Genomic DNA, 19480 nt, shown 5'->3' with positions numbered 1-19480 from the left:
CCCCCTCAATTCCCACCAAACACCACCCCCAGAGCCTTCAACCCCCTCAAAGCAATATTCTTCCTCCACTCCAACATCTCTGTCCCTACCCTCAAATCCGGTAATCGTCGAATCAGAGTATTAATAGCAATTTGACCCTCAACTCGTGCTAGTGCAGCGCCCAAACAATGGTGAATCCCATCAGCAAAAGCCAAGTGACAGTTATCACTTCGGTTAAGCACGAGGCGATCGCAATCAGGAAATTGAGCCGGGTCACGATTAGCTGCTCCCAGATAAAGCACAACCTGCTCACCCGCAGTAATTTTATGACCATCAATTTCCAAATCTTCCAGTGCTATCCGGGCAATTCTTTGAATAGGGCTATCGTAGCGCAGCAATTCTTCCACAGCGTTAGCGATCATCGTCGGTTCCCGTTTCAGTAATTCCATTTCTGATGGGTGATGTAGCAATGCTAACATCCCATTCCCAATTAGATTGACTGTGGTTTCTTCCCCAGTGGCAAACAGCAACATACAAACCGTCAACAGTTCGTCATTGCTGAGTTTATCGCCTTCGTCTCTAGCAGCAATCAGCGCACTAATCAAGTCTGGTTGTGGTTGCTTTTCCCGTTCTGCAATCAATTCGCCAAAGCAATCGGAAAACTTCTGAATCACCTGATTCATATAAACCAAAGTTTCCAGAGAATTTAATGGGTCAAGTATGCCAGAAAGGTCATTTGCCCACTCATACACTTGGCCTTGAATTTCCTCTGGTATCCCTAGCATTGTGGAGATCACACGTACAGGTAGGGGGCGTGCAAGCTCAGAAATAATATCCATGCTCCCCCTTTGCTGAACTTTGTCAATTAAATCATCCACAATTTCTTGAGTTTGGGGACGCAGACGTTCCACCACTCCGGGAGAAAAGGCTTTGCCAACTAACTTTCGGAGTCTGGTGTGATCGGGTGGTTCTAGAGATAATAACCATGTGCTAGTACCGCGTACCAGAGCGTTAAGATTTTGATTCTGGTGTTCGAGATACTGATTCTTATTTCTCAGCCGTTCGGGTAGGTTATCACTGCGAAAACGAGAATCGCGCAAAACTGCCTTAATATCGGCGTAGCGGGTCAGTCCCCACGAGCCAAAAAAGTGTTGATGTACGGGTTCCCAGGAGCGGAGGCGGTGATAGGCTGGATAGGGATTGGTGCGAAATTCAAGATTAAAAGGATTGAACTTAAATGCCTGTGCTGACCCTGATTTGTTGGTGTTCTCAAGATTGACAGTTTCTTGGTTTGGATTCCCAATTGACTCCATATTCAAATCTCTCCCTTAGGCATCTACACCCTGTAATTGCAAATGATTGCATTCTTCTGCTAAGTACTGAGCAACTGCTTTGATGCTGGGGTATTCCCAGAAAAGGGTGGGTTCAAGTTCCAAGCCCAAATATTGAGCCAATTCACCTGTGGCGCTAACGGCTACCGACGAATCCATCCCATACTTAGCAAATGGCTCACTAATATTTATCTCATTCCCTGGCACTTTCAGGTATAGGACGAGATAGGAGATCAGCCAATTTTCTATTTCTTCTGGCGTGGAAGTTGGTGTTAAAGTTTGGTGACTAGTTGCAAAACTGTTTTTGTCATTTGGTAGCTGATCCGACAATTGGCCTATGTCTATTTCCTGGGGGTTGATAGTCCAATGACCAACAACATCCAGACTTCCAGCCAAAAAACCAACCTGACAGGCATGACGCTTAATTTTACCGCTAGAAGTTTTAGGAATGCTGGCTGTCTTCAATAACACCACAGCGTAAACTTGAATTTCGTGATCTGCCGACACTGCCTGGCGGATAGCTGCAACCACTGATTTTACATCCAATTGGCGCAGGTAATTTCGCTCTACCTCACAAGCGATCGCCAATTGCTCAATGCCGTCTACCTCTACGGAAAACGCTGCCCCACAACTGAGACGCAGGGCTGGATGGCTCTGAGTTACTGTCTGTTCAATGTCTTGAGGATAATGGTTGCGCCCCCGAATAATAATTAAATCTTTCAGCCTTCCAGTAACGAACAACTCGCCGGACTGCAAAAATCCCAAGTCTCCTGTACGCAGAAATGGCCCGGTGTCGATATCTGCTAAATAAGCTCGAAAAGTTTCTTCAGTTTTCTGTGGTTGTTGCCAATAGCCGCTAGCTACAGAAGGGCTTGATACCCAAATTTCTCCCACTTCGCCTTCAGAACATTGGGTTAAGGATTCGGGGTTAGCGATCGCAATTTTTTGGTCTAACCAACTCCGACCGCAGCCTACGATCACCTGACAGTTATCGCCCTCAACATCAGTAACTACTACCCGATTTTGCTCTAGTTCGGTTTTTTCAACTTGATAAATCCGGGGCAATTCTGCTTTCAAACCACCAGATATAATTAAAGTTGCCTCAGCCATGCCGTAGCAGGGGTAAAATGCCTCTCGGCGGAAACCACAATCAGCGAAAGTCCGAGCAAAACGTTCTAAAGTCTCGGCGCGAATCGGTTCAGCCCCAGTGAAAGCTAAATCCCAACTACTCAAATCCAGAGTCGCCCGTTGTTCGGGAGTTATCTGGCCACAGGCGAGGTCATAAGCAAAGTTCGGCCCGCCACTAGTAGTCGCCTGATAACGAGAAATCGCCTCTAACCAACGTAAGGGTTTCTGGAGAAAAGCCACTGGTGACATCAGCATCACCGGAAAACCCGCATAAAGGGGCTGCAAAATCCCACCAATCAGCCCCATATCATGATAAGGCGGCAACCAAATAACACCTCGGCTGTTAGGTGTATGCTCAAAACACTGTTGAATCAGCTTTAAATTGTGTAGCAAATTTTCATGACTAACCATCACTCCCTTGGGAGTTCCCGTAGAACCCGAAGTGTACTGGAGAAAAGCTAGATTGCTTCCAGACAAAATCGGTTCCTGCCAATGTGATGCTAAATTACTGGCGATGCGATCGCTAGGCAACCATTGCAAAGCTGCCAATTCTGGATTCTGGGCAATTTGACTCTCCATCTTGCCTAACTCTGCTGTCGTAGTCAACGCTATCGTCGCCTGGGCATCGGCAACAATTGTCTGGAGCCGGGAAATATTCTGATGGCGTTTGGGTGGATAAGCTGGAACTGCCACAACAGAAGCATACAAACACCCAAAGAACGCGGCAATGTAGTCTAGACCTGGCGGATAGACCAGCATTGCTCTAGAGCCTTTGGCTACTATAGACTGAATAGATGCAGCGATCGCCCGGGCTTTTTGATCTAATTCTTCATAGGTCAGCCGCTCCGCTTCTGTGTCCTTATCTTGAAAAAAGGTATAGACCGCTTGCTCTGTCTGGTGTAGACTTCGATAGCGCAACAGTTCCACTAAAGTTGAACACTTAGCCAAACTATTTGGGAAATACTCTAAAAAATTCTCCACTGTATAATCCCTCTGTACTGAAAGCTAAAGTTGTCGAGTTTCTTCACCAAATCTCGTAGTCCAGCCAAGGGTTAGGGGACGCAAAGGTAATTTATAAATAGTTGTTGTGTAAGCATTGTAAAAATCTTTTTCGACTGCTTCAGTCAAAATATAAATTATTTGTTCAAAAAAAATAAATAAACCAAAGACCGACTGCAATAGAGAATACCTTATAAGTAATGAATTTAACAATCCGGTATTTTTCCGACTAAAAGCAGTTTTTGCAACAGAAATTTAACAATTGACACTCCCCGACCTAAAGGTACGGGGATTCTGTAATCTACGTCAGAATTTGCTCTAGCAGGCTTTCGCCAACTAGCGTAGAGATTCCAACTCCTACAGCGTTACTTCGGGACTGCCCGTCCCTAGCTTGTTTTGCAAGGTTTAAAATGTTAATCGCTGCATTTTCATCTCTATGTAAATTACATCCACAGCTACAAGCATGGGTACGAGTTGATAGAGATTTTTTCACAATTACACCACAACTACTACATTTTTGTGATGTGTAATGTGGTGCTACAGCAACCGCTAGCTTACCAAATTTACCAGCAAAATACTCAATCCATTGTCGAAACAAATACCAGCTAGCATCAGCAATTGACTTAGCCAAACAATGGTTTCTGAGTAAGTTACGCACTTGCAAGTCTTCATAGGCTACCAAGTCGTTAGACTTGCACACGTTACGCGCCAGTCTCTTGGCGTGTTCATTCCGCTGCCTACTTATTCGCAAGTGCTTTCTGGCAAATATGCCTCTAGTTTTCTTTCTTCCTAATGAACCTTTTTTCTTTTTGTAAATGCGTCTTTGAGCGTGTTTGACTGATTTTTCAGCCTTTCTCAAAAACTTTGGGTTGGATTCTTGATATCCGTTAGAATCAGTGTAAAAACTCTCAATTCCAACATCCAAACCAATTTCATTACCTGTCAATGGTTGAATATCTGAAGCTTCAACATCAATTTATGGTAACATATTTGTGAAGACAATGGGGGACGTAATGAAGAATAAAAGATTAAATGTTCGACTAACTGACAAGCGCTACTATAAATTGGTAATACTATTTACGCAGATAGATAGGACTATCAGCAGTCTCGTAGATGAATGGATAGATTCTTTACCGGAACCAAAAAACCAGAACATCACTGAGGCGTAAACACCTCCAGTCGGCTTTCATCCCTTGCCTGTTCGCGCTTGCGTCTCCCCTTGGGAGAAGTGCGGAATACGGCGCACTGCGCCTGTTCCTCAAGGGTTTTCAGCCAGACTTTCGTATAAAATAGGATGGCGATCGCTTCTAGGACTTACGCACTATACCGAGTTTGGGCTTTTGAGCCATACATAACATAAATATGCGAGCAAATCAGGGTTGTGATCAGCGACTGAAACGGCCATTTTGTGTAATATACATGATGGTTAATTTGTATAGTACGTAAGTTTTAGATACATACAAGAGTAGAGGGTTGAGAAAAATTCTCACCTGTCTACTTGATGCGTAATTTAGGGTTACATAGCATGTACCACATTTTTAAGTCATTAAGAGCGAAGCTAGGACTTACGCATTGACAAGAAAACTAAAATACGCGTACTTGGAAAACCCATATCTTTCGTAGGGGCAATTCATGTTTATTCAAAAAATAGTATGATTGCTCAAAAAAGTGTTAAGTTTTATAAAATTTTTATGAAGATAGAAGCATTAATGATGTAATTCTTTCTCTAGAGCGATTTGCAAATTTAATTTCTCATCAGAGAATACTTCTATCAGCCCTTGATATTACAAACACTTCTATGACTAAGCCAATCGAATTTAATTTATTTGCCCCCTACAACAAAGGAGCCGCATTAATTGGTTCTTTTTCTGATTGGCAGGAAATTCAAATGGAAAAAGGCGATGATGGTTATTTTCGCACATCTGTTGAAATAGAAGATGGCGTTCATAAATACAAATTCCGTGTTCAGTCAAATTCATGGTTTTTTGAACCAGAACAGTGGGTTGATGTCACAGATCCTTATGCAACTGATATTGATGAACTGAGTGGAAAAGATAACGGTGTTATTCAGGTAAAAGATGGGGAAAGAGTTACCGATACTTATGTCTGGCAACATGATGATAAACCTTTACCAGCCGATCGCGAATTGGTAATTTATGAATTGCACGTCGGTGACTTTTCTGGTGGTGAAGATGACCCTTATGCACGAGGCAAGTACAAACACGTTATTGAAAAGTTAGATTATCTATGTGAATTGGGAATTAATGCTATTGAGTTGATGCCACTTAAAGAGTATCCTGGTGATTATAGTTGGGGTTATAACCCCCGCCACTTTTTTGCAACCGAATCCAGTTATGGTACTACTGCTGGGTTGAAAAATTTGGTTGATGAGTGTCATGGCAGAGGCATTCGTGTAATTATTGACGGGATTTATAACCACTCAGAAGCATCCAGTCCATTAACACAAATTGACCATGATTATTGGTATCATCACGAACCTCGTGACCCTGATAATAACTGGGGCCCTGAGTTTAATTATGAGCATTATGACGAAAAGTTAGATATTTTCCCAGCACGGAAATTTATTGGTGATACAATCCGTTTTTGGATTCAAGAATATCATCTTGATGGTATTCGCTATGATGCGGCACGGCAAATTGCTAACTACGACTTCATGCACTGGATTGTTCAGGAAGCTAAAAAAAGTGCTGGCGCAAAGCCTTTTTACAACATTGCCGAACACATCCCTGAAACTACCAGCATTACCAATGTAGATGGGCCAATGGATGGTTGCTGGCATGACAGTTTCTATCACTGCATTTTAGAACATATTTGCGGCGATACGTTTGATTTAGAGCGTCTAAAAGATGTTATTGATTGCAAACGCCAAGGCTTCTTGGGTGCCACCAATGTCATAAATTACCTCACCAACCATGACCATAACCATGTGATGGTTGAATTGGGGAACCGTGAGATTTTTAATGAAGAAGCCTTCAGACGGGCTAAATTAGGAGTAGCTATCTTAATGACTGCTGTTGGTGTACCTTTGATTTGGATGGGAGAGGAATTTGGCGAGTACAAACCTAAACAACCTGAATCATCCAAAATCGATTGGACGCTATTAGGCAATGATCTAAATCGTAGTTTATTTGATTCATACAAAGGTTTAACCAACCTGCGTAAAAATAATCATGCTCTCTACACAGAAAATATTGATTTCATTCACGAAAATCCTGAGACAAAAGTATTAGCTTATACTCGTTGGAATGAAGAAGGTTCTCGTGTAGTTGTGGTAGCCAATTTCTCAGAAAACTTCCTAGCTGGCTATCATGTTCCTAATTTTCCTAGCGGTGGTCAATGGCATGAGTGGACAGGCAATTATGATGTAGAAGCTGGTGACGATGGCATTCTAACAGACTTGGGGCCATACGAAGCCAAAGTGTTTGTATGGCAGTAATCAAGAAATACATTACTGTTGATTTGTAATCAATTCTCACTGTTGCTATGTCAGATTACTAGGATCGGCTTTAGTCATTTGCTCACAAAGTCCTAAGTTCCATAAATTTCAGCACTTTGTGAGCTTTTTTACCATAAAACCTCTAGCTAATAGCTGAATTACACAGCGATTAAGTAGGGGTTTTGACTCTTGGTAAATTGGCAAAAGTCTAAATTGAATAAGACACTGGAAAGGATTTTGCATCCTTTGGCTTCACATACACCCGTTGTTGTGGTTCTAACTCCAAGTCATTAAAGCGATCGCGTGTCATGTGTGCCATCACCACTTGCCCATCATCAAAAGTTAATTCTACCTGAATTTCCCAACCTAAATGTACCAATCGGCTTACTGTAGCAGCCGTAGTAGCACCGTTAGCAACCTTTTCAAAAATTACATCTTGCGGACGCAAAAATACTTGTGGATGTGGCGCATCGAACCCGCTACTTTGAAAAATTTTCGAGGTGCTGGGCAATATATTTACCGGGCCAATAAAGCTCATTACAAATGCCGTGGCAGGATTATCGTAAATGTCTGCTGGTGTCCCCACCTGTTCGATACGCCCTTTATTCATAACCACAACTTCATCGGAGACTTCCATTGCTTCTTCTTGGTCGTGGGTAACGAAAACCGTGGTAACATGAACTTCATCATGGAGGCGGCGTAACCATGCCCGTAAGTCTTTGCGGACTTTAGCATCGAGTGCGCCAAAGGGTTCATCTAGCAATAAAACTTCGGGTTCTACTGCCAGTGCCCTTGCTAATGCTACCCGTTGTCTTTGACCACCAGAAAGTTGTGATGGATAGCGATCGCCTAGTCCAGTCAATTGCACCAATTCTAGTAACTGTTCTACCCGCCCTTTAATTTTCTTGGGCAGTGCCTTGCGAATTTCTAAGCCAAAGGCAATATTCTGCTTGACAGTTAGATGCTTGAATAGGGCATAGTGCTGAAACACAAACCCAATATTCCGCTGTTGTACGCTTTGATCAGTGGCATCCTTACCCGTAAGCAGGATTTTACCGCTATCTGGCATTTCTAAACCTGAAATTAAACGTAGTAGCGTAGATTTACCTGAACCCGATGGACCGAGTAACGCAACTAGCGAACCACTCTTAATTTCCAGGCTGACCTGATCAACTGCCTTAAAACTACCGAATTGTTTAGAAATATTCTCAACTATTATACCCACTGCCGCTATACCTCTGCAATTAAATCTACAGTTTCTTGCTAGGATTACTGTGTCTTAAAATGTACCATACATCGTTACTTTGAGATAAACAAGATTTTGCTATTGCAATTACCGCGACTTGGAGTTGAAGAAATTCCCTAACTTGTTTCCCAAGGACTGTAAGGATGATTCAAAGAGCGCGGCTTGTGATGAAGGAAAAAAAATAGCGATCGCATTACTGCTCTGCACAAAAATCTCACTTAGATTCTTTGCAGTGTAACATTATGTTTGGCTCAAAAGGGACTTACCCTTCAATACAACACAAGTCATTGAATTACCCAAAAATCTGGAAAAACCTCACCCTGGTTCTGCTACGCAAAACCTCTCCCTCTCCTTACTAAGGAGAGGGAAAGATTTACCCTTGGGTAAAGCGAGGGTGAGGTTTTTCGACTTGTGTGTACACCGTAGCTGATTCAGCGAGGGAAGGTTTTACATAGTAAAATCAGGGAAACGAATGCGTGAATTACTTAGATAAGCAAGCAAACAAGCCAATTTAGTAAGTCAAATAAGCTTTTGCTTAAGTCAAATGAGGTTTTGCTTAAGTCATCACAGCTTTTACTTGCGGAAAACACCAAAATGAGTGAGTCAAATGAGGTTTTGCTTAAGTCATCACAGCTTTTACTTGTGAAAAACACCAAAATGAGTAAGTCAAACAAGCTTTTGCTTAAGTCAAAGTAGCTCTTGCTTAAGTCGAAGTAGCTCTTGCTTATTAAATATGAAGTTTTGACAAAGCTATCAGCCTTTTTGCTGATTAAATATGAATTTCAGTTAAATATACAAGCGCCATCACTATATTCTGTGTTGAGTGATTGCACAGCAAAGTCAGGTGACGGATGTTAAGATCGCGTCATTCTGCGATGAGTTAGGGATTGAGCCGCCTTTTTGAAGAAAGATAAAGTTATGCAAATTGCGATCGAGTTACCTGATGAATTAGGCAAACAACTTTTAGAAATGCCTAATATGCAGCTATTTGTTCAAAATGCTGTTGAAAAAATGTTGTTAGAACGACAAAAACAATCATCTCAATTGTTAATTGAGCTATTTAATGATTTACCTGAATTTCCAACTTTCAAAAATCAAGATCCGTTAAAGTTACAAACAGCATTACGCAATGAATGGGATTAAGTATTTATTAGATACAAATATCATCATTGGTATGCTTCAACGCAATATGCGGCAGTTTTACTTAACATTTCCAATTTGCGAGATACTGTCTCCTAAATTGAGTTGGAGTCATTGATAACTTGCGAGAAAGTCAGACGGATTAATAATCTGAATATTCCTAAAAGGATGTAAAACTAATAAATCGCGATCACCCGTTATCAGATAGTCAGCTTTACCATTAACTGCTAACTCTAGAAATTTATCATCTTTAGGATCTCGACAAGCTAAAACAGATTCTTGAATGTTGATGAGTTCTGATTGCTGAATAAATTGAGCAATAAATTCTGAACGAATAGCTGAGTCTACATATTTATCAAATTTGGAACGACTCAAAACCTCTCTCAGTTCTTCAAGAGTTTCAACAGAAGCAAGAATAAGCCCTGATTGTCTAATCAATCTTACGGCATAGTCAGTTATAGATGAAGCAATAAGAATACTACTGACTAATGTATTTGTGTCTATGACAAATCTAGACTTAGGGAGCATCACTCAATAATCTTATCTAGAATTTCTTGAGTTAAGCCATTTGTTTGAGCTTGTCCCTGCATCTCTTTAATAATTTCCTCTAAAGAGCGATTATTCATAATTTGTTTAAGCAATCCATTGAGAATAATTTGCATTTTTTGGCGTTCTATTAAATTAGCCTTTTGATATGCCCTAGCAACTTCTGAATCAACCTCAATGCTAATAGTTTCCATAACTTACCTCTAAATTACGCTAAAACTAATTTATCATATATTTGGACTTTGAATAATCAGAAAGCAATTTACTGAAGATTAAAATTTAGAAATAGATAAGACTAAGTGCTTAAAATAATTCGTAATTAGTCTGACCCCGAACTACATGGCGGTGAATTTGCCTCACGTCCACAACCAAACTAGGTATTTCATCATGATTAAAGATGACATCATTAACAAACTACAATATATTCCTGAATCCAAACTACAAGCACTATATGAACTAATTCACTACTTTAGGCTAGGAATTAACAGCGAGATAAATCAAGAATCAAGTGAAGATAAAGACCTAAAAATAGATAAAGAGCAATGTTTAAGAACCTTGCAAAAAATAAAACAGGGCGATTTGTCTGGCTTTAGTGAGATTGTCGATAAACAACTATCGATCGCGTATCCGAGAAGATTAAGTTATTTATTGACACATTTACCCTGGGTATGGGCGGAACTGTCTAGCCATTGCGATGCGATCGCTATTTAAACCATGTCTACCTTAAGAAGGGGTTAGATTCTCCATCTGGCTTTTTGTATCGAAACATTAAGGAATATTGCATTTCAGGAGAAACCTGAAAGCAAAGCGTTAAATCACCCGAAAGACCGTGATAATATGCTCTCGGTAAATGTGAAGATTGGGAGAAAGACCTTTGACACTAAGGGTTGCTGTTATTGGGTCAGGCCCTGCTGGTTCATCTGCTGCTGAAACACTGGCTGCCTCTGGGATTGAAACCTACCTGTTTGAGCGGAAGTTAGACAATGCCAAGCCTTGTGGGGGTGCAATTCCTTTGTGTATGGTGGGTGAGTTTGACTTACCACCAGAGATTATCGATCGCCGGGTACGGAAGATGAAAATGATTTCGCCTTCCAATCGCGAGGTTGATATCAATCTGGTAAACGAAGATGAATATATAGGAATGTGCCGCCGGGAAGTGCTAGATGGCTTTTTGCGCGATCGCGCGGCAAAAGTCGGCGCAAATTTAATTAATGCCACTGTTCATAAACTTGATATACCAGGAAATAATACTGACCCCTATACCATCCATTACGTTGACCATACAGAAGGTGGTGCACAGGGGATTGCTAAAACCCTGAAAGTGGATCTAATCATTGGTGCAGATGGGGCTAATTCCCGCGTTGCCAAAGAAATGGATGCTGGGGATTATAATTATGCGATCGCCTTCCAAGAGCGGATTCGCTTACCCGAAGACAAAATGGCCTACTATAACGACCTCGCCGAAATGTATGTCGGTGATGACGTTTCTACTGACTTCTACGCTTGGGTTTTCCCCAAACATGACCACGTAGCTGTCGGTACAGGCACAATGCACATCAATAAAGCCAGCATCAAACAGTTACAAGCGGGTATCCGCGCTCGTGCCTCTGAGAAACTGGCAGGCGGTAAAATCATCAAAGTAGAAGCCCACCCCATTCCTGAACATCCCCGTCCCCGTCGTGTTGTCGGTCGCATCGCTTTGGTGGGAGATGCTGCTGGTTACGTTACCAAGTCCTCTGGTGAAGGTATTTATTTTGCCGCTAAATCTGGGCGGATGTGTGCCGAAACCATTGTAGAAATGTCTAACAGTGGTAGCCGTATTCCTACCGAAAATGACCTCAAGGTTTATCTAAAGCGTTGGGATAAAAGATACGGACTCACTTACAAAGTGCTGGACATTCTGCAAAGTGTATTCTATCGTTCTAACGCCACCCGCGAAGCGTTTGTGGAAATGTGCGATGACCTCGATGTACAACGGCTAACATTTGATAGCTATTTGTATAAAACGGTTGTCCCAGCTAATCCCATCACCCAACTGAAAATTACTGCCAAAACTCTTGGTAGTTTAATTCGGGGTAATGCTCTAGCACCTTAAGGGACTTCTAAATAAAAAACACTCAATAACTTCTTGTGGGGTAGGCAGCGCTCAATCGAACGCTACCTACCCCACAAAATTTGATAATTATTTGTTTGAAATCTCTAATTGTCTGGATTAATTAAAAAGGATTTGGATCAATACGGTTCGGTTAAAGTGCACAGTCCTTAATGATCCCCCTTAGTCCCCCTTAAAAAGGGGGAAATAGAGCCATTCTTAGCCCCACTTTTTAAGGGGGGTTGGGGGGATCGAATTTTATCCGAACCGTATTGGGATTTGGATATCAAACAAATTCTCTAAATCAGCAACGCCGTTTTTTGAGACAATTATGCAAGGTTAGCTTGAGTTCGCCTTTGAAGTAGTTGGATAATTGCAGCTTTTTCTAAAATTCCAACTAAAACGCCGTTGTCACGAATCACTGGAAGCGCAGATAACTTTTGTTGTTCGAGTAACTGTATAACTTCTAGTAGAGGTTGATCGGATTGGACTGTGGTAAATTCTGTAATCGATCGCATCACGTCTTTTATTTGAGTTTCTGACCATAATGCTGTGGGGATGGTTCGCAAATTATCAACAGCAATTGCACCTACTAATTGTCCTTCATTATCAACCACTAAGAACCGATGCCAGTCTTGTCCACTCACAACCCGCTCATCAGCAAACTCTCTCAGGGTCAGATTAGCAGATACAATCGGGCTATCAAGAGTTACAGCATCCTCAGCCGTCAAACCTGTAAGCTTTTCTTGAACTCTGGCAAATTGAGCCGCATTACCAGCATTTTGTAACAAAAAGAAGCCAATTAACAAGTTCCAGATGTTACCAAAGCTGCCAAATAATAGTAGAGGAAGTATTCCTGAAAGAATTGCTACCCAGCCAAAAATTTGTCCTACTCGACTGGCAAAAGTCACACCTTTATAAGGATTGCCTGTAATCTTCCAAACAAGGGCTTTAAGTATATTTCCGCCATCTAAGGGTAAGCCGGGAATCAGGTTGAACAGCGCTAATGCTAAGTTAACAGAAGCCAGAACACCGAGAATTGCAGTTAGTGGACTTGATGTAGCAGTCGTAAAACCAATGGCTGTAACGATACCGCACAGTAGTAAGCTAACTATTGGCCCAGCGATCGCTACCCAGAAAGCCTCACCTGGGGTTTTCGACTCTTTTTCTAAGCTAGCTAATCCGCCAAATATAAACAGTGTGATGGATTTGACATCAATTCCCTGATGAATAGCAACGAAACTGTGGCCTAATTCATGGGCAACGACAGAGGCAAACAACATCAGCGCTGTCATCAATCCTAGTAGCAAAGCTAATCCCGCAGATAATTGGGGAAATTGCAGCGCCAATCCACTGCTATAGCTCCAAGTTACCAAGCCCAGAACTAAAAACCACGACGGATGGATATAGAAGGGAATTCCGAAGAGATTACCAACGCGAATTGTGCCATTCATGCTCGTTCACCTTTGATTTCAGCTTCGAGAGGTTAGGTTTGCTTTCCTCGCTCTCGATATCCTTAGCGTAACGAAATGTTAAGGGGCTTTAATCTTTGTAGCAGTAGTGGTGTCCGTCCGCAAAGGTGCGGTTACCAACAATTCATACTGTTCTTCTTCAGGACAGCTTTAAATTACCAAATTGAAGCGATCGCTCCAGAATCAATGCAGCAATTTGAAGTATCTTAATCCTGAGGCGTTAGTTAAAAATTGAGAGATGCAAGATCCATGTGTCAATTGCTCGGAATGAATTGCAATGTTCCAACGGATATTTGCTTTTCTTTTGAAGGATTTTCTGCACGGGGAGGAAAAACGGATGATCATAGCGATGGTTGGGGCATTGCTTTCTTTGAAGGCAAGGGATGCCGGATGTTTTTAGATTCCCAACCTTCTGTTGCTTCCCCGGTAGCAGAGTTGGTGCGGAATTATCCCATCCACTCGACCCATGTCATAGCCCATATCCGTAAAGCCACACAGGGCGAAGTTGCCCTACACAACTGCCATCCTTTCCGTAGAGAATTGTGGGGTCAGTATTGGGTGTTTGCTCACAACGGTAATTTAGCAAATTTTGATCCGGAAAATTTAGGCTTTTATCAAGCTGTGGGTGATACCGATAGTGAAAAAGCATTCTGCATGATGCTAGAAACATTGCGATCGCATTTTCCTCAGGGTAAGCCTAGCATGAAGGAATTGTACCCTGTGCTGCTAGAAATTACTGATGTAATTGCAAAATCAGGTATATTTAATTATTTATTATCAAATGGAGAACACTTTTTTGCTTATTGCTCAACTAAACTTAGCTACATTGTCCGCCAAGCGCCCTTTACGGCTGCCCATTTGATTGACCAAGACATGACCGTAGATTTTCGAGAGGTGACTACTGAACGCGATCGCGTCGCCGTAATTGCTACCACTCCCCTTACTGACAACGAAGTTTGGACACAAATTCCACCGGGAGAATTGCTAGTATTTCAGGACGGATTGCCCCTGAAATATGCGTTCAATTAATCATAAGTAGTTGCTCATGTTGGTGCACTACTTGTTTGGGATGGATTGATGGCAGAAGACATTAGAGATAGAAAATTGCTTTTGTGACGAGCGATCGCTCTCCTTCAGTATGACTGCTGTGAATCTCATCTTGAAAATTACCTATGATTAAAATAAACATGTTTCCTAAAAATATTTAAAAAAGTTATAAATAACTCGTAATAGCTTATTTTTAATCTCTGCGAGAGGATGAAACTTTATATCCTTATATTTAATTCTAAAGTTAGACACTGTGCTATCAAATTTTCACAATATCTCAAGCTTATTAGACATAATACTTTACCTCTCATATCATGTTCGGCTTAATACTTATGTCATTGCGAGGGTCGCGCGGCAATCCTAAAACCTTGCGATTGCAACTCTTAGAGACGCTGCGCGAACATTTCACTTCGTTGCATTCGCAATGACATATCGTAAGTGATTTGCCGAACTTGATATCATTAGCGATCGCTAAAGTTCAGCCCATGTACAGTGATTTTCTAATCTAGCTCATACCTTACAGACGCATTGACAACTGAGAAGGAAGTAGTACTGATACCGCGCACAAAAATATCTACACAGGTTTCGATATAGTCCTCACAGGTATAGCTGCCTTGATTGAATTTTGCACTGCGGCATAGCATTCCAGCTAACAGCATCCCTTTAAACATATCGACTGCTGGAAATGGCTCAAGGTCTGCTCTGACGGTGCCTAGTTTCTGACTCGATTGCAGGTAAGCTACCAGTTGTTCTCCTAAGAGCTTGGCAGCTTCTTGAATCACTTGTTTGGCTTCTTCTGGATGACGTTTAGCTTCTCCAATGAAGGTACGAATTAAGTCTTCCTGTGCCTCTAGCATAGTATTATAAAGACGGGCATAATGTCTTAAATCAATTTTTAGATCCTGAGTCCATGCTTCAGGGTGTGCAAGGGCTTCTGTCTGGAGTACTGAGGCATTTTCGATTACTGCTCCCAGAAGTTGTTCTTTGCTAGCAAAGTGGCGAAATAAAGTCACCTCATTCACACCAGCAACACGAGCTATTTCACGGGTAGTTGCTCCTTGAACACCTAAACTGGCAAATATCTGTGAGGCTGCTGCTATCAAACGTGTACGGGTGAGAGTTGATGAACGGATGGTTTTATTCATTTGTGCTGGCAAGTACTCACTACATCATAGATTGTGTAGAAAAAGTTATCGCAACTTAGGAAAAAGGGAGTTATTAAACTTATCATTAACTTGTAGATATTATTGCGTTAGCGTAGCTCACCGTTCGCGTAGCGTCTTGTAGAGAAGGTATCGCCATCCTAGTAGTCATCAGTAGAGCAGATGTATTTGGAGATTTTTTTAATTTAAAGTCCCTAATTTTTTACTCATCTTAATAACTGAAACAATTACCCCATTTCTTAAATAATGAGGTGCTTTTTTGATGGCAGTAAATCCTAGTTGCAAATAAAAACCTTCAGCATAAAGGCTAGCAGTTGTAATTACCTTATCTACACCTTTATCAGTTGCTTCATTACAGAAATGTTGAACTAGAACACGTCCGATTCCTTTACCTTGATGTTTGGGATGGACATATAGTCCGATGAGTTCATCAACAATGAAACTAGCAAAACCGATAACAACATCTTGCTTGATCGCAACCCAGAAATTTTCCACTTTCATACTCTTCAAGATATTTGAACCATCAGGTTTGTCGTGGTAATTACGCCAAGCTAAAAGTTCTTCTTGGGTGTAGAAAGTTGCAGGCAGAGCTTTGATAGCAGCAATATGAATTGCACTCAGCACCCACGCATCTGTTTCCTCGGCAGGTCGAAGAGATATTTCATTAGCGCTCATAGGTTCAGGGCTAGCATTCAGATTATTTATATGCCTGTTTGACTTTCTGGTATAAGGATATCAGTTTTAGTTATAAAAAATTTTAGTTGCCCACACATCAACCAATAGGACGATTTCCCGGATTAACCGCATGAATATACTCACTACCCGATCGCGGTCTTCCTCGTTTATAATAAGCCTCTTCTGGTTTACCCCATCCTAGCTGCAAAATTATTTCCAAAAAGCTAGAATTTTCCCATTTCCACAAACTTGCCCATTCTGTTATTTGAGCAATTCTTTCTACATCGGGTGTTAGAATCTGTTGGTGTTGTTTACTATTATTAAAACTCAAATACAAGTCCATTTCTCTAGTGACTTCATACCAGAATTCCAAGATGGAATTTTTAGCTGCTTTTAATATCTCTAAGTCAGTAGCGATCGCAATTAACTCATTATCTACTTCGGGATAGTGCAAGCTTTTACCTTTGACTATCATCTCTCGCCAGATAATACCTGAAACTTGATTTTCTCTCTGATAATCGTGAATGGCAGTTTTAAAATCTTGATAGGCGGTAAACTGTTGCAGTCCATCAGTTTTAATAAACTGGTCAATCATCGGATTGCCAAAGACTGTTACTTCTAATTTCAGGCGTTTCCCCTTGAGGCAAGCTTGGCGTTCGGCTGCCAAAATTTGAATTAGCTCCTGGGTGGTGTAAACCTTTGACATTAGAATACACTCTATTTAGTCATTGGACATTGGACATTGGGTATTTGTTACGGACTATAGACTAATAGATTAATTTCCTAAATTGTTAATACAGATATTTAAATATTATCCTTTGGGATACTAACAAATGTAGTAGCAGATATCACTAAAAATTAGGGCAGACCAATTTGGTCTACCCGATAAGTTACCTAGCTAACTCACTACTGAATTCATTGAAGGCTCGCCGCTTTAACTGCGTTGTTTCAATACGTGGTAATAAATCCAACATTTTGCGAAATTCATCGTCTATTTCTTCAAAAGGTACTTGACCCTTCTTATTCAAAACTACTTGACCTGATTGATTAAACACCACAACTTGAGGAACACCCCCAGAATAGTAATATCCTGGTTCTGTGGAGTCATAAGTCTCTTTGGGCAGGATAGTATCTACATTAATCGGGATAATCTCTACTATCCGACCATAGAATTCCTGTACTCGTGAAATTGAAATGGCATATCTTTTGGAATCGCTGCTGTCATCCACATAAAAAGCTAAAAATATGGGTTTATGTTCCGCTAAAGACTGTGTAAGTGTTTCTTTGGCAGGAACCAATGAACCATTGCCAGCATAAACCACAAAGATATTGCCATCGGATAAATCATTATCAAGACCAGCATAAGCAGGTTGCATACTTATAATGAAAACACTTGCAAGCAATAACACGCATTTGGACAGCAATCTTAGCCAGCCAGCAATTTGTTTATGTAAAAAAAGAAACTTTGTGCTATTCATCAAAAAGAACCTTGCAAGCTACTACTTGTCGTGAGTTTGTACTGAATTCGGCAAACTGGGCTGGATATATAATTACGCCCGTGCACTATTTTTTAAGATAACGCCTACTGAGATTATCTCTTGCAAGCGGCTTGTATCGCTATGCGGAAGTCAAAACAGAAGTAAAGTAGCGCAACTGTAAGACTCAACAATCCAAAATTCGTATGACTGGCTTTTTGCGCTAGGATTCGCTAAACTCACAAGATTAAATTTGCAACTATTTAGAAGACTAGGGTACAGATGTGGGAAACAAAATACAATTTATAGATAGACTGCGACTAGGTTTGGCGGTATCAGTGGCAAAGAGCGTTACGTTTATTGTGCGATCGCTCCATCTGGGTGCTGCTAGTGTATTACCAGGCTCCATTGCTCGTCGCATCGAACCCCGAATTTTAGAATTATTAAGTCAGCAAGTTAAAAACGGGGTAATTTTAATTGCTGGTACTAATGGCAAAACCACTACAGCGCTGCTTTTATGCACCATACTAGAACGCAAGGGTTATCGCATCGCTCATAACTCCACAGGTGCAAATCTAGAAAATGGCTTGATGACGGCGCTGTTGGAAAGCACCAACTTATTAGGCACGTTAGATGTTGATTACGCCATTTTGGAAGTAGATGAAAATATTGTACCGAAAGTGTTAAAGCCGCTCCAGCCGCGAATCATTCTTTGTTTAAACTTGTTCCGTGATCAACTCGATAGGTACGGGGAAGTAGATACAATTAGCAAGCGTTGGACAAAAGTTATTTCTACCCTACCAGCAGAAACGGTGGTAATTCCTAATGCTGATGATCCAACTTTATCTAACCTTGGTCAGCAGTTACCCCAACGAGTGTTATTCTTTGGCTTGAATGAACCAGAACATTATCTGGAAGCAATGCCTCACGCTGTCGATTCTATTTATTGTCCCAGATGTGGGCATTCTTTAGATTACAAAGGCGTTTATTTATCTCATTTGGGAGATTTCACTTGTCCTAAGTGTGGTTTTAATAAAAGTAAACCGACGCTCGAAAGTAGTGAATGGTCGCAAATTCTTGTTGGTTTGTACAACAAATACAATACTTTGGCTGCTGCTACTGCGGCTATTGAGTTAGGAGTTGATGAAACAACAATTAGAGATAGTATTAACAACTTCCAAGCTGCTTTTGGTCGTGCTGAAGATTTAGTAATTAATGGTAAACGGGTGCGGATTTTGTTATCAAAAAATCCTGTAGGAACAAATGAAACCATTCGCGTAGTTACTGAAAGCACAGATAAAACTACACTACTAGTATTGAACGATCGCACACCTGATGGTACTGATGTATCCTGGATTTGGGACGTGGATACGGAGAAATTAGTCGAACGAGGCGGAACCTTAGTAGTAAGTGGCGATCGCGTCTATGATCTAGCTCTACGTCTACGTTACAGCGAAAAGTCGCCTCAGAATAACTTAAATTTAATTGTCGAAGAAAATTTGCAAAATGCGATCGCTACTGCATTGGAGCATACACCAGACAATGAAACTTTGCACATTCTACCAACCTATTCAGCCATGCTAGAAGTGCGAGAAATTCTCACAGGTCGGAAAATTCTTTAAATTGGTCATTGGTCATTTGTCATTGGTCATTTGTCATTTGTCATTGGTTATTGGTCATTTGTCATTGGTTATTAATTCTTCTACCCCCACTCCCCACTCCCCACTCCC

The 19480-nt window shown here is 41.2% G+C and carries 19 protein-coding genes and 1 pseudogene; 8 read left to right on the top strand and 12 right to left on the bottom strand.

Going from position 1 to position 19480, the window contains the following annotated elements; all coding sequences use genetic code 11:
• Nucleotides 1–5: 5 nt before the first annotated feature.
• The 4 genes and pseudogenes from F8S12_RS11255 to F8S12_RS11245 form a co-directional block, all read right to left on the bottom strand.
• Nucleotides 6–1292: a cytochrome P450 gene (locus tag F8S12_RS11255; RefSeq protein WP_196516379.1), complete on the bottom strand. Its 1287-nt coding sequence runs from the start codon at nucleotides 1290–1292 to the stop codon at nucleotides 6–8.
• A gap of 15 nt (nucleotides 1293–1307) precedes the next feature.
• Nucleotides 1308–3419 carry an AMP-binding protein gene (locus F8S12_RS11250; protein WP_196516378.1) on the bottom strand — a complete coding sequence of 704 codons (2112 nt, stop codon included), beginning with the start codon at nucleotides 3417–3419 and terminating at the stop codon, nucleotides 1308–1310.
• 24 nt (nucleotides 3420–3443) lie between these two features.
• Entirely contained in the window at nucleotides 3444–3566 is a 123-nt protein-coding gene (locus F8S12_RS41625) for a hypothetical protein (RefSeq protein ID WP_269144804.1), read from the bottom strand.
• A gap of 172 nt (nucleotides 3567–3738) precedes the next feature.
• Nucleotides 3739–4413 (bottom strand): annotated as a pseudogene (locus F8S12_RS11245) (RNA-guided endonuclease InsQ/TnpB family protein); the annotation flags it as partial.
• 37 nt (nucleotides 4414–4450) lie between these two features.
• Between F8S12_RS11245 and F8S12_RS11240 the strand changes: the two are divergent.
• Nucleotides 4451–4606: a hypothetical protein gene (locus F8S12_RS11240; RefSeq protein WP_196516383.1), complete on the top strand. Its 156-nt coding sequence runs from the start codon at nucleotides 4451–4453 to the stop codon at nucleotides 4604–4606.
• Nucleotides 4607–5235: 629 nt separating this feature from the next.
• Nucleotides 5236–6894 (top strand): alpha-amylase family glycosyl hydrolase, encoded by a 1659-nt coding sequence (locus F8S12_RS11235; RefSeq protein WP_196516377.1) that lies wholly within the window; start codon nucleotides 5236–5238, stop codon nucleotides 6892–6894.
• A gap of 208 nt (nucleotides 6895–7102) precedes the next feature.
• On the opposite strand, the gene F8S12_RS11230 is transcribed toward F8S12_RS11235, so the two are convergent.
• A complete protein-coding gene (locus F8S12_RS11230) occupies nucleotides 7103–8119 on the bottom strand; it encodes a sulfate/molybdate ABC transporter ATP-binding protein (RefSeq protein WP_196516376.1) in 1017 nt (338 codons plus the stop codon).
• Nucleotides 8120–9058: 939 nt separating this feature from the next.
• On the opposite strand from F8S12_RS11230, the gene F8S12_RS11225 reads away from it, so the two are divergent.
• A complete protein-coding gene (locus F8S12_RS11225) occupies nucleotides 9059–9283 on the top strand; it encodes a hypothetical protein (RefSeq protein WP_196516375.1) in 225 nt (74 codons plus the stop codon).
• A gap of 108 nt (nucleotides 9284–9391) precedes the next feature.
• On the opposite strand, the gene F8S12_RS11220 is transcribed toward F8S12_RS11225, so the two are convergent.
• Together F8S12_RS11220 and F8S12_RS11215 are read right to left on the bottom strand one after the other, a co-directional pair.
• Complete coding sequence (locus tag F8S12_RS11220) at nucleotides 9392–9808, bottom strand: putative toxin-antitoxin system toxin component, PIN family (protein WP_196516374.1); 417 nt, start codon at nucleotides 9806–9808, stop codon at nucleotides 9392–9394.
• On the bottom strand, nucleotides 9808–10020 hold the full coding sequence (locus F8S12_RS11215) for a hypothetical protein (RefSeq protein WP_196516373.1): 213 nt from the start codon (nucleotides 10018–10020) through the stop codon (nucleotides 9808–9810). Before F8S12_RS11215 ends, F8S12_RS11220 begins: the two co-directional genes overlap by 1 nt.
• A 193-nt stretch (nucleotides 10021–10213) precedes the next feature.
• Between F8S12_RS11215 and F8S12_RS11210 the strand changes: the two genes are divergently transcribed.
• Both F8S12_RS11210 and chlP read left to right on the top strand, forming a co-directional pair.
• Entirely contained in the window at nucleotides 10214–10537 is a 324-nt protein-coding gene (locus F8S12_RS11210) for a hypothetical protein (protein ID WP_196516372.1), read from the top strand.
• Between the two features lie 163 nt (nucleotides 10538–10700).
• Nucleotides 10701–11921, top strand: a complete 1221-nt coding sequence (gene chlP, locus F8S12_RS11205; protein ID WP_196516371.1) for a geranylgeranyl reductase — start codon at nucleotides 10701–10703, stop codon at nucleotides 11919–11921.
• A 326-nt stretch (nucleotides 11922–12247) separates the two neighbouring features.
• Here chlP and F8S12_RS11200 read toward each other — a convergent pair whose 3' ends face one another.
• Nucleotides 12248–13372, bottom strand: coding sequence for a site-2 protease family protein (locus F8S12_RS11200; RefSeq protein WP_196516370.1), 1125 nt, complete (start codon nucleotides 13370–13372; stop codon nucleotides 12248–12250).
• Between the two features lie 75 nt (nucleotides 13373–13447).
• On the opposite strand from F8S12_RS11200, the gene F8S12_RS40510 reads away from it, so the two are divergent.
• Together F8S12_RS40510 and F8S12_RS11195 are read left to right on the top strand one after the other, a co-directional pair.
• The gene (locus tag F8S12_RS40510) at nucleotides 13448–13600 is read left to right on the top strand and encodes a hypothetical protein (RefSeq protein WP_230967947.1); all 153 of its coding nucleotides are present in this window, start codon (nucleotides 13448–13450) and stop codon (nucleotides 13598–13600) included.
• 39 nt (nucleotides 13601–13639) lie between these two features.
• Nucleotides 13640–14419, top strand: a complete 780-nt coding sequence (locus F8S12_RS11195; protein WP_196516369.1) for a class II glutamine amidotransferase — start codon at nucleotides 13640–13642, stop codon at nucleotides 14417–14419.
• A gap of 518 nt (nucleotides 14420–14937) precedes the next feature.
• Here the strand turns inward: F8S12_RS11195 and F8S12_RS11190 are convergent.
• The 4 genes from F8S12_RS11190 to F8S12_RS11175 all read right to left on the bottom strand — a co-directional run bounded on the left by F8S12_RS11190 (nucleotide 14938) and on the right by F8S12_RS11175 (nucleotide 17753).
• On the bottom strand, nucleotides 14938–15582 hold the full coding sequence (locus F8S12_RS11190; protein WP_196516368.1) for a TetR/AcrR family transcriptional regulator: 645 nt from the start codon (nucleotides 15580–15582) through the stop codon (nucleotides 14938–14940).
• A 198-nt stretch (nucleotides 15583–15780) separates the two neighbouring features.
• Nucleotides 15781–16275 (bottom strand): GNAT family N-acetyltransferase, encoded by a 495-nt coding sequence (locus F8S12_RS11185; protein ID WP_196516367.1) that lies wholly within the window; start codon nucleotides 16273–16275, stop codon nucleotides 15781–15783.
• Between the two features lie 97 nt (nucleotides 16276–16372).
• Nucleotides 16373–16981, bottom strand: coding sequence for a hypothetical protein (locus F8S12_RS11180; RefSeq protein ID WP_196516366.1), 609 nt, complete (start codon nucleotides 16979–16981; stop codon nucleotides 16373–16375).
• A gap of 184 nt (nucleotides 16982–17165) precedes the next feature.
• The gene (locus tag F8S12_RS11175; RefSeq protein WP_196516365.1) at nucleotides 17166–17753 is read right to left on the bottom strand and encodes a thylakoid membrane photosystem I accumulation factor; all 588 of its coding nucleotides are present in this window, start codon (nucleotides 17751–17753) and stop codon (nucleotides 17166–17168) included.
• Nucleotides 17754–18034: 281 nt separating this feature from the next.
• Between F8S12_RS11175 and F8S12_RS11170 the strand changes: the two genes are divergently transcribed.
• The gene (locus F8S12_RS11170) at nucleotides 18035–19372 is read left to right on the top strand and encodes a MurT ligase domain-containing protein (RefSeq protein WP_196516364.1); all 1338 of its coding nucleotides are present in this window, start codon (nucleotides 18035–18037) and stop codon (nucleotides 19370–19372) included.
• Nucleotides 19373–19480 lie beyond the last annotated feature (108 nt).

It is taken from the genome of Nostoc sp. WHI, from assembly GCF_015714725.1.
In the GTDB taxonomy this organism is placed as follows: domain Bacteria; phylum Cyanobacteriota; class Cyanobacteriia; order Cyanobacteriales; family Nostocaceae; genus Nostoc.
Note: the sequence above shows the minus strand (reverse complement) of the source record. Positions and strands in the feature narration are given on the sequence as shown.

Excerpts from the sequence above, each read along its gene's own strand:
- F8S12_RS11210 (WP_196516372.1), top strand. The coding sequence starts at position 10,214 with ATGATTAAAGATGACATCATTAACAAACTACAATATATTCCTGAATCC.
- F8S12_RS11195 (WP_196516369.1), top strand. The coding sequence starts at position 13,640 with ATGTGTCAATTGCTCGGAATGAATTGCAATGTTCCAACGGATATTTGC.
- F8S12_RS40510 (WP_230967947.1), top strand. The coding sequence starts at position 13,448 with ATGTTAAGGGGCTTTAATCTTTGTAGCAGTAGTGGTGTCCGTCCGCAA.
- F8S12_RS11255 (WP_196516379.1), bottom strand. The coding sequence starts at position 1,292 with ATGGAGTCAATTGGGAATCCAAACCAAGAAACTGTCAATCTTGAGAAC.
- F8S12_RS11235 (WP_196516377.1), top strand. The coding sequence starts at position 5,236 with ATGACTAAGCCAATCGAATTTAATTTATTTGCCCCCTACAACAAAGGA.
- F8S12_RS11200 (WP_196516370.1), bottom strand. The coding sequence starts at position 13,372 with ATGAATGGCACAATTCGCGTTGGTAATCTCTTCGGAATTCCCTTCTAT.
- F8S12_RS11180 (WP_196516366.1), bottom strand. The coding sequence starts at position 16,981 with ATGTCAAAGGTTTACACCACCCAGGAGCTAATTCAAATTTTGGCAGCC.
- F8S12_RS11175 (WP_196516365.1), bottom strand. The coding sequence starts at position 17,753 with ATGAATAGCACAAAGTTTCTTTTTTTACATAAACAAATTGCTGGCTGG.
- F8S12_RS11190 (WP_196516368.1), bottom strand. The coding sequence starts at position 15,582 with ATGAATAAAACCATCCGTTCATCAACTCTCACCCGTACACGTTTGATA.
- F8S12_RS11240 (WP_196516383.1), top strand. The coding sequence starts at position 4,451 with ATGAAGAATAAAAGATTAAATGTTCGACTAACTGACAAGCGCTACTAT.
- F8S12_RS11225 (WP_196516375.1), top strand. The coding sequence starts at position 9,059 with ATGCAAATTGCGATCGAGTTACCTGATGAATTAGGCAAACAACTTTTA.
- F8S12_RS11185 (WP_196516367.1), bottom strand. The coding sequence starts at position 16,275 with ATGAGCGCTAATGAAATATCTCTTCGACCTGCCGAGGAAACAGATGCG.
- F8S12_RS11215 (WP_196516373.1), bottom strand. The coding sequence starts at position 10,020 with ATGGAAACTATTAGCATTGAGGTTGATTCAGAAGTTGCTAGGGCATAT.
- F8S12_RS11220 (WP_196516374.1), bottom strand. The coding sequence starts at position 9,808 with ATGCTCCCTAAGTCTAGATTTGTCATAGACACAAATACATTAGTCAGT.